Source organism: Mesorhizobium sp. M4B.F.Ca.ET.089.01.1.1 (assembly GCF_004022605.1).
GTDB classification, from domain to species: domain Bacteria; phylum Pseudomonadota; class Alphaproteobacteria; order Rhizobiales; family Rhizobiaceae; genus Mesorhizobium; species Mesorhizobium abyssinicae.
Genome location: NZ_RZOS01000136.1, coordinates 1 through 13,145, shown reverse-complemented (window position 1 = coordinate 13,145; position 13,145 = coordinate 1). Strand labels below are relative to the sequence as shown.

General features: G+C 65.9%; 16 protein-coding genes. 7 read left to right on the top strand and 9 right to left on the bottom strand.

Annotated features, from left to right (window positions below; all coding sequences use genetic code 11):
- The first annotated feature begins 560 nt into the window (after nt 1-560).
- Nucleotides 561-1,595: an aspartate-semialdehyde dehydrogenase gene (locus EN780_RS15250; RefSeq protein ID WP_127283946.1), complete on the top strand. Its 1,035-nt coding sequence runs from the start codon at nt 561-563 to the stop codon at nt 1,593-1,595.
- 189 nt (nt 1,596-1,784) lie between these two features.
- On the opposite strand, the gene EN780_RS15245 is transcribed toward EN780_RS15250, so the two are convergent.
- On the bottom strand, nt 1,785-2,192 hold the full coding sequence (locus EN780_RS15245; protein WP_127391865.1) for an ACT domain-containing protein: 408 nt from the start codon (nt 2,190-2,192) through the stop codon (nt 1,785-1,787).
- Nucleotides 2,193-2,378: 186 nt separating this feature from the next.
- Between EN780_RS15245 and EN780_RS15240 the strand changes: the two genes are divergently transcribed.
- The 6 genes from EN780_RS15240 to EN780_RS15215 all read left to right on the top strand — a co-directional run bounded on the left by EN780_RS15240 (nt 2,379) and on the right by EN780_RS15215 (nt 5,825).
- Complete coding sequence (locus EN780_RS15240) at nt 2,379-3,284, top strand: bestrophin family ion channel (RefSeq protein ID WP_128274550.1); 906 nt, start codon at nt 2,379-2,381, stop codon at nt 3,282-3,284.
- Between the two features lie 140 nt (nt 3,285-3,424).
- The gene (locus EN780_RS15235; RefSeq protein ID WP_127283949.1) at nt 3,425-3,772 is read left to right on the top strand and encodes a metalloregulator ArsR/SmtB family transcription factor; all 348 of its coding nucleotides are present in this window, start codon (nt 3,425-3,427) and stop codon (nt 3,770-3,772) included.
- Between the two features lie 55 nt (nt 3,773-3,827).
- Nucleotides 3,828-4,319 carry an SRPBCC domain-containing protein gene (locus EN780_RS15230; protein ID WP_127391863.1) on the top strand — a complete coding sequence of 164 codons (492 nt, stop codon included), beginning with the start codon at nt 3,828-3,830 and terminating at the stop codon, nt 4,317-4,319.
- 139 nt (nt 4,320-4,458) lie between these two features.
- Nucleotides 4,459-4,869 (top strand): DoxX family protein, encoded by a 411-nt coding sequence (locus tag EN780_RS15225; RefSeq protein ID WP_127391862.1) that lies wholly within the window; start codon nt 4,459-4,461, stop codon nt 4,867-4,869.
- A 21-nt stretch (nt 4,870-4,890) separates the two neighbouring features.
- Nucleotides 4,891-5,415 (top strand): SRPBCC family protein, encoded by a 525-nt coding sequence (locus EN780_RS15220; RefSeq protein ID WP_127391861.1) that lies wholly within the window; start codon nt 4,891-4,893, stop codon nt 5,413-5,415.
- Nucleotides 5,416-5,561: 146 nt separating this feature from the next.
- The gene (locus tag EN780_RS15215) at nt 5,562-5,825 is read left to right on the top strand and encodes a glycine zipper domain-containing protein (protein WP_126086823.1); all 264 of its coding nucleotides are present in this window, start codon (nt 5,562-5,564) and stop codon (nt 5,823-5,825) included.
- A 71-nt stretch (nt 5,826-5,896) separates the two neighbouring features.
- Here EN780_RS15215 and rpsP read toward each other — a convergent pair whose 3' ends face one another.
- From rpsP to EN780_RS15175, 8 genes are all read right to left on the bottom strand, one after another.
- Nucleotides 5,897-6,298 carry a 30S ribosomal protein S16 gene (gene rpsP, locus EN780_RS15210; protein ID WP_127283954.1) on the bottom strand — a complete coding sequence of 134 codons (402 nt, stop codon included), beginning with the start codon at nt 6,296-6,298 and terminating at the stop codon, nt 5,897-5,899.
- 49 nt (nt 6,299-6,347) lie between these two features.
- Entirely contained in the window at nt 6,348-6,674 is a 327-nt protein-coding gene (locus tag EN780_RS15205) for a chorismate mutase (protein ID WP_127283955.1), read from the bottom strand.
- Nucleotides 6,675-6,681: 7 nt separating this feature from the next.
- Nucleotides 6,682-8,292: a signal recognition particle protein gene (ffh, locus tag EN780_RS15200; protein WP_127283956.1), complete on the bottom strand. Its 1,611-nt coding sequence runs from the start codon at nt 8,290-8,292 to the stop codon at nt 6,682-6,684.
- A 280-nt stretch (nt 8,293-8,572) separates the two neighbouring features.
- A complete protein-coding gene (locus EN780_RS15195) occupies nt 8,573-9,514 on the bottom strand; it encodes a glycosyltransferase (RefSeq protein WP_127391860.1) in 942 nt (313 codons plus the stop codon).
- The gene (locus tag EN780_RS15190) at nt 9,514-10,458 is read right to left on the bottom strand and encodes a type II CAAX endopeptidase family protein (RefSeq protein WP_127391859.1); all 945 of its coding nucleotides are present in this window, start codon (nt 10,456-10,458) and stop codon (nt 9,514-9,516) included. Before EN780_RS15190 ends, EN780_RS15195 begins: the two co-directional genes overlap by 1 nt.
- A gap of 168 nt (nt 10,459-10,626) precedes the next feature.
- On the bottom strand, nt 10,627-11,229 hold the full coding sequence (locus tag EN780_RS15185) for a DUF1236 domain-containing protein (RefSeq protein WP_127283959.1): 603 nt from the start codon (nt 11,227-11,229) through the stop codon (nt 10,627-10,629).
- A gap of 64 nt (nt 11,230-11,293) precedes the next feature.
- Nucleotides 11,294-12,391, bottom strand: coding sequence for a putative zinc-binding metallopeptidase (locus EN780_RS15180; protein WP_127391858.1), 1,098 nt, complete (start codon nt 12,389-12,391; stop codon nt 11,294-11,296).
- 84 nt (nt 12,392-12,475) lie between these two features.
- A partial coding sequence (locus tag EN780_RS15175; RefSeq protein ID WP_145970993.1) for an FAD-dependent oxidoreductase occupies nt 12,476-13,145 on the bottom strand: 670 nt, incomplete at its 5' end.

Here is a 13,145-nt window from a genome sequence, read left to right as displayed (position 1 = left end):
TCGCTCTCCCACGGGCTTCAAGGCCCAAAGATGCTCCGGTCTCTCGTCCGCCACCGCACCTGCTGCAATAGCAGAGTCGGCAAGGGACAAGTTACAAGGATGCCGGCAGGCAGGTGAGGGGCAGCGCCAACGCTGAGTAGGGAAAGGGGCGAGGCGCCGGTCCTTACTTCCGGACGAGCCAGCTGTCGAAGTCAGCGCCGCCCTCATCCGCCCTTCGGGCACCTTCTCCCCATAAAGTGACGGGGAGAAGGGAGAGCGCTGCCGCCAATTGACTCTTTTACCAAACCGCGTAAAAGCCCGCTTCGAACGGGATTGTCTTCGATGCGCGGCCTTCTGACGGCTCTTCTTGCCTTCGATGCCCCCAGCCACGATGCTCAGCATCGGGCCGGGCGCCTCGGCGCGCCTGCTCGTTCCAGCAAAACTACGGCCAAAACCACCACCAAAACGGTGTGATTCCCTTGGCCTAACCACCCTCTCCCGGGTTCGGCCCGGGGGACGGAACCCGCATGAGGCCGGCGGGTTTTCTCCAACAACCAAGCGGAGAGGGACAGGAGATCTTTATGAGTTTCAAGGTTGCGGTAGTCGGCGCCACGGGCAATGTGGGCCGCGAAATGCTCAACATTCTGGACGAGCGCGGCTTTCCGGTAAGCGAAGTCGTGGCGCTGGCCTCGCGGCGCAGCCAGGGCACCGAAGTGTCCTTCGGCGACCGCACGCTGAAGGTCAAGGCGCTCGACACCTACGACTTTTCCGACACCGACCTCTGCATCATGTCGGCCGGCGGCAACGTCTCCAAGGAATGGTCGCCGAAGATCGGCAAGCAGGGCTGCGTCGTCATCGATAATTCGTCTGCCTTCCGCTACGACCCGGAGGTGCCGCTGATCGTGCCGGAAGTGAACCCGGACGCGGTCGAGCAGTTCTCGCGCAAGAACATCATCGCCAATCCGAACTGCTCGACGGCGCAGCTGGTGGTGGCGATGAAGCCGCTGCATGACGCGGCGACCATCAAGCGCATCGTCGTGGCCACCTACCAGTCGGTGTCCGGCGCCGGCAAGGAAGGCATGGACGAGCTGTTCACGCAGACCCGGGCGGTCTTCGTCGCCGACCAGGTCGACGTCAAGAAGTTCACCAAGCGCATCGCCTTCAACGTCATTCCGCATATCGACGTCTTCCTCGACGACGGCTTCACCAAGGAAGAGTGGAAGATGGTGGCCGAGACCAAGAAGATGCTCGACCCCAAGATCAAGCTGACGGCGACCTGCGTGCGCGTGCCGGTGTTCATCGGCCATTCGGAAGCGGTCAACATCGAGTTCGAGAAGCCGATCACGGCGGACGAGGCGCGCGAGATCCTGCGCGAGGCGCCGGGCTGCCAGGTCTTGGACAAGCGCGAGAATGGTGGCTACATCACGCCGCTGGAATCGGCCGGCGAGGACGCCACCTTCATCTCGCGCATCCGCGAGGATTCGACCATCGACAACGGCCTGTCGATGTGGATCGTCTCCGACAATCTGCGCAAGGGCGCGGCGCTCAACGCCGTGCAGATCGCCGAGCTTTTGGTCGAGCGCGGCCTGATCCAGCCGAAGAAGAAGGCGGCCTAATCTCGCTCACGGGCCGCACCGCCGCTGACGCGGCGGGCCCTCCGCGGGGGCGCCGGACGACCGGCGGCCCGCAGTCGCGGGCTCGGCCTTCGGCCGGGTAGCTTCCTTCTCCCCGTTCACGGGGAGAAGGTCCCGGCAGGGGGATGAGGGGCGGCACCGGCATCTCAAGCAGGCGGCGGAGAGCCGGCGTCACAACCGATTTTGCTCCGCCAATTCCATCAACAGCACCATCGCCTCCTCCGCCCGATCCGCCGGGACGAACAGATGGTCGTGGTAAAAGGCCGAGACCGGATTGACGCCCATGCCGGCGGCGGCCAGGCGCGTGGTGATGGCGGCGAGGAAGCCGACGGCTTCCAGCGAAGAGTGGATGTTCAGCGTGATCATCCGGCAGCGGAAGATGCCGTCGATGCCGGCCGCTCTCGCCTGGTCCTCCTTCGCGATCAGCGTAAGGCCTTCCTGCTCGCGAAAGCTCATGACCGGAACGAGGCCATCCGGCATGGCCGCGCCCGGCGCCAGCGTCGCGAAGACGTGGACATCGGGAAGCAGGTGCGGTGTCATCGACGCCAACAATTTTTGCAGATCGGTTTCGCCGGTCATCTTTCCTCCCTCGGGCGGCGCGCGGTCGCCAGTCTCGCGGGCTCGCCCTCGTCATTAGACCGGCCGGATGAGCACCGGTAGCGCCAACCCGGGCGACACGGAAATGTCGCTGGCGGCCGAGCTTGCTTTGCCGGTGCATAGCACAATAGGGCCTCGGGATCGCAACCGGTCCGTCTGGGGGTTTTGATGATCGTCCGCCCGCGTCCGCGCTTCCTGCATCTGTTCTTCATCATGCGCGGCTCGGTAGTGCCGCGCATCCTGCCGCAGATCTTCGGCTTTGCCGCCTATGGCGCGCTTGTGCTGCTGGTCGTAAAAGCCCTCAAGCTCGACTTCGGCAATGCCGGCACGGCACCCTTCGCGCTGCTCGGCGTGGCGCTGTCGATCTATCTCGGCTTCCGCAACAACGCCGCCTACGACCGCTGGTGGGAGGCGCGCAAGCTGTGGGGCCAGCTCGTCTTCGACATCCGCAACCTGGCGCGCGCCTCGACCGGCCTGATCGATGACCGGGCCGAGCTGCGCGGCCTGTTGATGGAGGCGATCGCGTTCTGCCATTTCCTGCGCGGGTCGCTCAGGCGGGTGGACGCCGCGCCGGACGCGCGCGGCTTCATCGGTGATGAGGTCGAAGCCGTGGCCAAGGCCGTCAATGCCCCCGACGCCATGCTGCGCCGCATGGGCGCGCGCGTTGCCGGGCTGCGCAAGTCCGGCGCCATCGATACGATCGGCTACCTCATCCTCGACGAGCGCCTGTCGGAGATCGCCGCGGCGCAGGCCGGCTGCGAGCGCATCGCCGGAACGCCGTTGCCCTTCGCCTACACGCTGCTCCTGCAGCGCACCGCCTACGTCTTCTGCCTGCTGCTGCCGTTCGGGCTGGCCGCGCCCGCCGGCTGGGCGACGCCGTTGTTCACGGCGCTCATCGCCTATACCTTCTTCGGCCTCGACGCGCTGTCGGAGGAGCTCGAGGATCCCTTCGGCACCCAGCCCAACGACCTTGCGCTCGATGGCCTTTGCCGCGTCTGCGAAATCTCGGTGTTCGAGGCGCTCGGCGAGCCGGCGCCGAAGATGATCCCGGCCGAACGGTTCTACTTCTCCTGAGGCCACCAGGAGCCTTGCCGTCCGGTTTGCGATCCGGATGGGGCGCTGCCCGCATTCCCCCTCGATACCGCGCCGCTTGACTCGGCCGGCGGCCTCTCGTATAGAACCAAAAGGTTATATAACCATCTGGTTCAATAAATATGACGACCGATAGCCTCAGCCTGACCCTCGCGGCCCTTGCCGATCCGACCCGACGCGCCATCCTGGCGCGGCTGGCGCTCGGCGAGGCCTCGGTTACGCAGCTGGCCGAGCCGTTTGCCATGAGCTTTCCGGCGGTGTCGAAGCACCTCAAGGTGCTCGAGCGCGCCGGTCTGGTCGCGCGCGGCCGCGACGCCCAGTTTCGGCCGCGCCGCTTGCAGCCGGAACCATTGCGCGAGATCGACGAGTGGCTGGAGTCCTATCGCGCGCTGTGGGACGCCCGCTTCGACCGGCTGGAGACCTATCTGCAGGGTCTGCAGGCCGGTGAGCCCGGCGGAGGTCGAAATTGAAGCCGGCTAACCAGTTTGCGACCGACGCGCGGCAGCACAATCCAGAGAGGGAAACGTGACGGATCAGAGCATCGACACACCATCCGATGACCCGGTGATCATCATCACCCGGACCTTCGATGCGCCTCGCGCGCTGATGTTCAAGCTGTTCACCGATCCATACCATCTGGTGCGGTTCTGGGGACCGGAAGGCTCGACCTATCCGGTCTGCGAGATGGATGTGCGGCCGGGCGGGCAATTCCGCCTGACCATGCGCTTTGCCGACGGCAGCGAGTATCCGACCAACAGCGTCTATCTGGAAATCGCTCCGCCAGAGCGGATCGTCTATCGCGACGCGCCACTCGACCGCGGCCAGTGGCAGGACACCCTGCCGCCGCCCAACATGGTGACGACCATCCTGTTCGAGGATGCCGGCGGCAAGACGCGGATCGTCGCCAGCATCCGCGCCAATTCGATCGCTGCCCGCGACATGGCGGTGAAGATGGGCTTCGGCCAGATGGTCATGGCGAGCTACGCGCGGCTGGAAGCCTATCTCAAGACACTCTGAACGAGGGTGTGATCACGCGCGCCCGCGCGCCGTTTGCGAAAAAGATACCGGGACGTGTCGGACCGTCGACCTGTCCGGCGTCCTTGGTTCGAGCCCTGGCAAAGATGGCCAGCGCCCAGGATCCCAGGAGGGAACGTCAATGAGCATTACGCAAACCGCGCCCGTCTTGTCGGGCGCCCAGTGGACCGGCCGCGCGCTCAGCGCCATCATCGTGCTGTTCATGATCTTCGACGGCGTCATCAAGCTGCCGCCCATGGATATCGTCACCCAGACCATGACGCAGCTCGGCTGGCCAGCCGATCCCAATTCCGCGCGCCTGCTCGGCGTCATCGGGCTGGTCTCGACCGCGCTCTATGCGCTGCCGCGCACTTCGGTGCTCGGGGCCATCCTGCTCACCGCCTATATGGGTGGCGCCATCGCCACCCATGTGCGCATCGGCAGCCCACTGTTCTCGCACATACTGTTCGGCGTCTATCTCGGCATCATCCTGTGGGGCGGTCTGTTCCTGCGCGACCCGAGGGTGCGCGCCCTGCTTTCGTTCACCCGCTAAGCCATTGGAAGGATAGGCACAATGCTTACAGCCGTCGTCATCATCCTGGTCATAATCGCCGCCGTGCTCATCTATGCCGCGACCCGGCCGAACGATTTCGTCGTCAGCCGCTCGGCCAGCATCGCGGCGCCGTCGGAAGCGATCTTTCCACTGATCAACGACTTCAGGCGCTGGCCCGAATGGTCGCCTTACGAAAAACTCGACCCGGACATGAAGCGCACGCTGTCCGGCGCCGAAAGCGGCAAGGGCGCCGCCTATGCCTGGGAAGGCAACGGCAAGGCAGGCGTCGGGCGGATGGAGATCACCAGCTCGGTTCCGTCGTCGCTGGTGGCGCTGAAGCTCGATTTCGAGAAGCCGTTTCGGGCCAGCAACATAGTCGACTTCACCCTGACGCCGTCCGGCGAAACCACGACGGTCACCTGGGCGATGCGCGGCGGCCGGCCGTTCGTCGCCAAGCTGATGGGCCTGTTCATGAATTTCGACACGCTGATCGGCAAGGATTTCGAGACCGGGCTCGGCAATCTGAAGCGCGTGACCGAACGGTGAAACGATAATAATTTCAATGGCATCCAGGTGAGGTGAGGAGCCCTGCGCCGGCGCTGGCATCGGCAATCTTCGATGTCCTCGGGATCAAATTAGCCGTCCGAGAGTTAACGGGATGGCGGCGAGGACGGCGTGTGAGAGGAACGACAATGAAGAAAGCGATGATCATCCTGGCGTTGGCGACGGCACTCGGTGCCTGCTCGCAGACGGAAAAGGGTGCCGCAGTCGGCGGCCTGGGCGGCGCGGCCGTAGGTGCCGCCGTGGCAAATGACCCGGTGGAAGGCGCTGTGGTCGGTGGTGCTGTCGGCGCCGTCGCGGGCGCGCTGATCGGTCGTGCCAGCGAACCGGACCGCTGCCGCTACCGCGATCGCTACGGGCGCGTCTACATCGCCCGTTGCCCGCAAGGCTACTGATCCCTCCCGGGACGCCTGAAACAAGAACGGCGGGCAAAGCCCGCCGTTTTCGTTAACCGATTCGGGCCGGATTACTCGGCCGTGGCGGCTTCCGCCTCGGCCGGCGCGGCGGCTGCCGCCGCGACAGCGGCGGCGGCATCTTCCTGCGCCTTCTTCAGCAGGGCGGCGCGCTCCTGCGCCTTCTTGCCTGGCTCGGCCTTCTGCGGGTTCGAGCGGGCGGGGCGCTTGGCGAGGCCGGCCTCGTCGAGGAAGCGCAGAACGCGGTCGGTGGGCTGGGCGCCGTGCGAGAGCCAGTGCTTGACGCGCTCGGCGTCAACCTTGACGCGCTCGCCGTCCTTCGGCAGCAGCGGGTTCCACGAGCCGAGCGACTCGATGAAACGGCCGTCGCGCGGCGAACGCGCGTCGGCGACGACGACGTGGTAGTAAGGACGCTTCTTCGAGCCCGCGCGGGCCAGTCTGATCTTCAGTGCCATTGTTTTCTCCTAAAAAGCTCTGATTTCGTTTGATGGTCTGGGTTGGGTTTCAACCGGTTTTCGTCACGCCGTTGGATGCGGCGATCTGTTCGTGATGACGGATCACTTCGCGGACGACGAAGTTGAGGAATTTTTCCGCGAAATCGGGATCGAGATGCGCATCCTTCGCCAGTTGGCGAAGGCGGGCGATCTGCTGCTGCTCGCGCGCCGGATCGGCCGGCGGCAGGCCATGCTCGGCCTTCAGCACGCCCACCGCCTTGGTGCAGCGGAAGCGCTCGGCCAGCATGTGGATGAGGGCCGCGTCGATATTGTCGATCGATGCGCGGTAGCCGGCCAGGATGTTGCGAGCGTCGGCCATGTCCTTGTCTTCGTTCATGGTGCCCTCACTTCTTCTTGCCAAGGCCCGGCAGGCCGCCGCCACCGAGGCCAGGAAGGCCGGGCAGCTTCATGCCGCCGGGAAGACCAGGCAGGCCGCCGCCGGGAAGACCGCCGGGCAAGCCGCCCGGTAGGCCCTTGCCGAGACCGGCCGCCTGCGCCTGCTTCTGCAGGGCTTCGAGCTGCTTGGGGTCCATCTTGGAGAGGTCAGGCATACCGCCGCCCATTAGGCCTCCGGGGCCGCCCGGCATCATGCCGCCAAGGCCCATCTTCGAGGCGAGGCCGCCCATCATGCCGCGCATCAGGCCACCGCCTTTGCCCTTGCCGCCCATCGCCTTCATCATGTCGGCCATGCCGCGATGCATCTTCAACAGCTTGTTGATCTCGGCCGCGTCGGTGCCGGAGCCGGCGGCGATGCGCTTCTTGCGCGAGTGCTTGAGGATGTCTGGATTGGCGCGCTCGGCCTTGGTCATCGAGGAGATGATGGCAAGCTGACGGCCGAACATCCTGTCGTCGAGGCCGGCCGCGGCCATCTGGTCCTTCATCTTGCCCATGCCGGGCATCATGCCCATGATGCCGCCCATGCCGCCCATTTTCGACATCTGCTGAAGCTGCTGGGCGAGGTCGTTGAGGTCGAACTTGCCCGACTGCATCTTCCTGGCCATCGCCGCCGCCTGCTCGGCGTCGATGTTCTCGGCGGCCTTCTCGACCAGGCTGACGATGTCGCCCATGCCGAGGATGCGGTCGGCGATGCGCTTGGGGTGGAATTCCTCCAACCCGTCCATCTTTTCGCCGGTGCCGATCAGCTTGATCGGCTTGCCGGTGACTGCGCGCATCGAGAGCGCCGCGCCGCCGCGGCCGTCGCCGTCCATGCGGGTCAGCACCAGGCCGGTGATGCCGACGCGCTCGTCGAAGCTTTTCGCCAGGTTGACGGCGTCCTGACCGGTCAGCGAATCGGCGACCAACAGGATCTCGTGCGGCGACGACACCTTCTTGATGTCGGCCATCTCGACCATCAGCGGCTCGTCGATATGGGTGCGGCCGGCGGTGTCGAGGATGACGACGTCGTGGCCGCCGAGCTTGGCGGCCTGCACGGCGCGCCGGGCGATGTCGACCGGGCTCTGGCCGGCGATGATCGGCAGCGTGGCGACCTTGGTCTGCTCGCCGAGCTGGCGCAACTGCTCCTGCGCGGCAGGGCGCCGCGTGTCGAGCGAAGCCATCAGGACCTTCTTGTTCTGGCGCTCGGTCAGGCGCTTGGCGATCTTGGCCGAGGTCGTCGTCTTGCCGGAGCCCTGCAAGCCGACCATCATGACGACGACGGGCGCCGGCGCGTTGAGATCGACGGCTACGCCTTCGGCGCCCAGCATCTCGACCAACTCGTCATGGACGATCTTGACGACCATCTGGCCGGGCTTGATCGACTTCAGCACCGCGGCGCCAACGGCCTTCTCACGCACCCTGTCGGTGAAGGAACGCACCACTTCCAGCGCCACGTCGGCCTCGAGCAACGCGCGGCGCACCTCGCGCAACGCCGCCGAGACATCCGCTTCGGACAGCGCGCCGCGGCCCGTCAGGCCATTCAGGATGGAGCCAAGACGCTCCTGAAGGGATTCAAACATCTGCGGTCCTTGATCTCGGTGGGTTCGACCGAGAGGTAGTGCGTTCGCGCCGGGTCGCCAAGCAAAGCCCAAAGCCAAAAAGCACCCGGGGGCGCATTGCGCTGCCGGGTGTTGGCCTCCAGGATCTCTTTACAGCTTCTGCCTCAAAGAGGTTTCGGCGTCCTGGTCGGCTTCGCGAGGGAAACTCGTCGCGGAATTCGTGCTGCTCTAGACAGGAAATCGCCCGCTGAGTCAAGGCTGAGGCCGGTTCAACGGCCAAAACGTCGCGCGCGGCACGTTCTCAGGGCAGGCTTTCGCCGTCGAGGATGCGCGCATAGAGGTCGAGATAGCCCTTTGCTGTCCTCGACATGGGAAACCGGTCTGCGGCGGACTCGCGGCACCGTTGGGGTGAAAGCGCGGCGATATTGACGAAAGCCTGCGCGAACTCGGCATCCGTGTCGAAAAGGCGCCCGGTGTCGGCGTCGACGATCTCAGGCAGGGCGCCGCGCGATGTCGTCAGCACCGGCGTTCCGCACAGCATCGCCTCGACAGGCGCCATGCCGAACGGCTCTTCCCAGGCGATCGGATTGAGGAAGGCTTTTGCCTCGCCTAGCAGGCGCAGTTTCTCGTCGCCGCCGACGATGCCGTGAAAGCGATAGCGGCCGCCAAGGCTCTTGAAGAAGACGCCCTGGCGCCGCACCTGGCTGCGCGTCAGCAGGCGCCAGCGCGAGCCGCCGGCAATGTCGAGCGCGAAATCGAATGCCTTGGCAAGGTCGACGGCGCGGTTGAGGTTCTTGCCGGCGCGGGCGATGCCGGCGAGGAACAGTAGGCGGTCGCTCTTTGTCGCCGCGAGCCGGTACTCGTCGACCGGAAAGCCGTTATGGACGAAGGTCTCGCGGCCGTGGTTGCGGGCGTGGCTGGCGCTGACGAAGCTCCAGTTCGGGTGCAACCTCGGGGACTGCGGCGAAAAACCGTGCTCGGTGTTGAGGGTCGCAAAGGGCACCTCGATATACCGGCCGTTGAAATGGACGATGTCGGTATCCTGGGGGATGGCAGCGCGGCACTCGGCCCGCGACGCCGCCGGCCGCACCTCGCAAAGCGGATGGCTGGAGCCGGGCGCGGCGATGAGGACCACCCTGTGCCCGAGCCGCGCCAGTTCCGTCGCCAGCCAGTCGACCTGGCGTTCCGTGCCACCATAGCCTTTGCAGGGGATCGCCCCTTCCACCACCAGCGTGACGCGCATCAGGCCGGCCTGACCCTTAGCGGCGAGCGCGGGTGCAGCAGAAGCACTGCCGTCAGCAGGCTGCTGACGATGCCGATCGCCGCGATGAGGACCGCATCGATCCCGGTCCAACCGGGACCCTCCAGCGGCCTGGCGTTGAACAGGGCGAAGGAATTGTAGCTTTCCTGATGCGAGATCAGCAGGAAGCCGGTCAGATTGTTGCCGAGATGGGCGCCGAATGCCACGCCCAGATTGCCGGTGGCGTAGACCAGAAGCGTCAGCACCAGCGCGAAGCTGGCGATCGAGACCAGCACGCAGGCATTGATGGCGAGCGTCGAGCTCGCGCTCCAGTGCAGCGCGCTGAACAGCAGCAGCGGCAGCCCTGCCCAGATCAGCGGGTTGCTGAACCGGTTGGCGAGGCCGCGCAGGAGATAGCCGCGAAACAGCGCCTCCTCGGACGAGGTCTGCAGCAATGCGAGCAGCACAATCGGGACCAGGAAAAGCAGCCAGGTCGACGGGCCGATCGCGCCGCGCGCGATCTCGGGCTGCAACCAGTAAAGCAGGATTTCGGAGAGTAGCGAGGTGATCAGCACCGCGATCAGGCCCTTGAGGAAGCCCGGCCAGGAAACGCGGCTGCTGTCCCCGATCAGCGCCGCCAGCGGCTCGCGATGCACGAAGCGCATGGCAAACCAGAGGCCGATCCAGATGCCGGCGAAGGAGACCAGGGCGGTGAGGATGCCCTCGGGCGAAGCCAGGAAGTCCTGGACCGGGCCACCGGCTGCCGGGCCGGCGCCGGTCGAAACCCGCCAGACGACAAAGGCATAGGTGCCGCCGAGCAGCACCGCCAGGGTCGTCGCCATCCAGAACAGCACGACGATGGCGGTTCCAAACAGGAGGCGGAGCGGGGTTGTCCTGGCGTTCGGCGAGCGCCGGTAGCGCTCGAACGCGGCTTTGTCGATGATCACGCGGTTTCCCTCAGCCGAACGCAAGCGCCGAACGCGTCCGGGTCCGCCTGATCTATGGGATCGGCGCTTTGCGCGCAATCATCCTCGCCACGGTTTGGGCTCGTGGTTTCGCATCTGTGAAGAGGGGCAAGCGGCCGCCGTCATGCGGCCGCTTGCTGTCGGCATTTGTCAGCGCATGACGTAGACGATGCGCCGCGTGCCGGGATCGACCAGCGCCGGCTGGTTGTTCACATAGACATAGCGGTAGTCGTAATCGGGGATTTCGCGCAGCTCGACGCTGTCGGGCAGGGTCGCGCCGGTCACCACCTCGCCGTCGAGATAGACCGGATCGAGCCGGTGCGTGCTGACATAGGTGCCGACTTCGGCCGGCGGCCGCGCGATCGGATCGAGTGGCTCGTCGCCCGACACGATGGCGCCGGTATAGCTGTCCGAGTAGAGTTCGTCGGTCGGCGCCTCGACGACGGCAATGCCGGCATCCGCCGGGCGCCGTGTCAGCACGACCGCGTTGCCGCCGAAATCGGCCGTCACATAGTCGGAATAGACCCAGCCCTGGCCGTTGGCCTCGGCGATGGTGCACCATTTGCTGTTGGCGATACAGCCCTGGAGCGTCGCCGACTGGCCGGCGGCCAGCACGCCGATGACCGGATATTGCGGGCCGGGACCGGCGCGCACATTAAGGTCTGTGACGGCCGAAACCGCGGTCTCGGCCAGGGCCGCACCCGACATGGCGACGAGCGCTCCAGCGATGGCGGGAAACAGTAAGGTTTTCATGGATTTCACTCCGTTTTCATGCTCCCTCGCGGACGAAAACGAAGCCGAGCCTTATGCGTTCCGGCTAAAATGCTTCTGCCGGCTCACGAATTGTTCCGTTTTCTTGCGGCAGGCCGGCCAGCAGTGCATGGACGAAGCCGAGCTTATGCGCCGTCACGCCCGAGATGACGAAGGGGTAGAGGTCGGGCAGGCCCATGCAGCGGTTGATCGAGTTGGATGCTTCCGACAGCACCAGCCAGCGGTCAAGGATCCTTTCGAAAGGCTCGGGTTCGTTCCTTGGCTCGGCGGGCGCCGCCAGCAGCTCGCCGCCGGTGTCGCCGCGCGGCAGGGCGTCGGCATCGACCGTCTCCAGCCGGCCGAGCGGAAAGTTCAGCGCATGCACCATCTCCAGCGTGTCGGTGATGTGCAGATAGTGCGCGAAGGTCTCGGCCCAATCCTCCCATGGATGCGACGTTGCATAGGCCGAGATGTGAGCCTGCTGCCAGTCCGGCGCCGCGCCATTGGCATAGTAGGCCGTCAGCGCCTGTTCGTAGCCGGCGCGCTCGTCGCCGAACAGGGCGCGGAAAGCGGCAAGCCTTTGCGGGTCGTCACGGATCAGCCGGTCCCAATAATAATGGCCGAGCTCGTGGCGGAAATGGCCGAGCAGCGTGCGATAGTTCTCGCCCATCGCGACACGCCGGCGCTCGCGTTCGGCCGAATCCGCCTCGGCGACGTTGAGCGTGATCAGGCCATTGTCGTGGCCGGTGAGGATGCGCTCGCCGCCGGGGCCGCCGCCGATCGGATCGGCAAGGAAATCGAAGGCAAGGCCGGCCTCGTCGCCGGGGCACTGCTTGGGCGCGACCGGCAGGCCGAAGGCGAGCAGCGAATAGATGGCGCGTTTCTTGGCAGCCTCGACGCGGATCCACCGCCGGCGGTTGCCGTCGACGGACAGGTTCGGAATGAGCTGGTTCAACGAGCAGGCGCGGCAAAAGGCCTGGCCTGGCTCCGTCCGCCAGTTGCAGGCGCATTCGTCGGCATTGGTGCAGTGGTAGGCGCCATCAACGTCCGACAGCGTGAAACGCGACAGCTGCGGATCGTAAAGCACGAGGCTGGCGCAGTTCAGGCACTGGGCGTTCTCGAAATAGAGGCGGTGGCCGCAATGCGGGCAGTCGAACAGCTTCATCTTGCACTCAAACCCATCAGCGCCAGCATATAGGGCGGGATCGCGCCCCACCCAAACGCCCGGTCGCGACCAGGCGTTCCAGCGCTATTTGGCCGCAAGCACGGCCGCCACCTGCCGCGCCACGCTCTCGCCCGACAGCCGGGCGCCGCCGCAGGTCTGGATCAGCGGTCCCGCCAGATGCTCGCCGGCGAAGAAGATCTTGTCCGCCACCGGCTGCATCAGCGTGGCGCGCGCCTCCGACCGCCCGGGCCGCGCCGCGGCATAGGCACCGCGCACGTAACGCTCGCCGCCCCAGTTGGTCATCATGGCGCGCCCGACATGCTTGCGGGTGTCGGCGCCGAAAATGTCGCACAGCCGGTCGACGACGAAGTCGATGCCCGCCGCCTCGCCGGCCGCCGACATCTCCCAGGCGAAGTCGCCGCCGACGAAGCCGACCATCAGATCGAGGTCGAAGGGAAAGCAGAGGAAATAGATATCGTGCCTGGCCAGCCGCTCGATCAGCAGGTCGTCAAAGGGCTGCAGGCCAAGCCTGGTTGCGCTCACCTCGACCGGCAGTTTGGTCAGCATGCCCATCGGCAGATCGAAGAAGGCGGAAAAATGCGCGTCGGGAAGGGCCGGCGAGAAGGCGATCTCCTCGAAGGCGAGCACCGCCGGCGAGGCGGTGACGATGACCGCCCTGGCGCGAACGGTGCCGCGATCGGTGACGCAGGCGACATCCGGTCCGTTCCAGAAGATCCGGCGCACCGGGGTCGAC

Bases quoted from the DNA above. Each gene is read 5' to 3' on its own strand.
- ffh (WP_127283956.1), bottom strand. From the start codon at position 8,292: ATGTTTGAATCCCTTCAGGAGCGTCTTGGCTCCATCCTGAATGGCCTG.
- EN780_RS15250 (WP_127283946.1), top strand. From the start codon at position 561: ATGAGTTTCAAGGTTGCGGTAGTCGGCGCCACGGGCAATGTGGGCCGC.
- EN780_RS15240 (WP_128274550.1), top strand. From the start codon at position 2,379: ATGATCGTCCGCCCGCGTCCGCGCTTCCTGCATCTGTTCTTCATCATG.
- EN780_RS15205 (WP_127283955.1), bottom strand. From the start codon at position 6,674: ATGAACGAAGACAAGGACATGGCCGACGCTCGCAACATCCTGGCCGGC.
- EN780_RS15185 (WP_127283959.1), bottom strand. From the start codon at position 11,229: ATGAAAACCTTACTGTTTCCCGCCATCGCTGGAGCGCTCGTCGCCATG.
- EN780_RS15195 (WP_127391860.1), bottom strand. From the start codon at position 9,514: ATGCGCGTCACGCTGGTGGTGGAAGGGGCGATCCCCTGCAAAGGCTAT.
- EN780_RS15235 (WP_127283949.1), top strand. From the start codon at position 3,425: ATGACGACCGATAGCCTCAGCCTGACCCTCGCGGCCCTTGCCGATCCG.
- EN780_RS15220 (WP_127391861.1), top strand. From the start codon at position 4,891: ATGCTTACAGCCGTCGTCATCATCCTGGTCATAATCGCCGCCGTGCTC.
- EN780_RS15180 (WP_127391858.1), bottom strand. From the start codon at position 12,391: ATGAAGCTGTTCGACTGCCCGCATTGCGGCCACCGCCTCTATTTCGAG.
- EN780_RS15225 (WP_127391862.1), top strand. From the start codon at position 4,459: ATGAGCATTACGCAAACCGCGCCCGTCTTGTCGGGCGCCCAGTGGACC.
- rpsP (WP_127283954.1), bottom strand. From the start codon at position 6,298: ATGGCACTGAAGATCAGACTGGCCCGCGCGGGCTCGAAGAAGCGTCCT.
- EN780_RS15215 (WP_126086823.1), top strand. From the start codon at position 5,562: ATGAAGAAAGCGATGATCATCCTGGCGTTGGCGACGGCACTCGGTGCC.
- EN780_RS15245 (WP_127391865.1), bottom strand. From the start codon at position 2,192: ATGACCGGCGAAACCGATCTGCAAAAATTGTTGGCGTCGATGACACCG.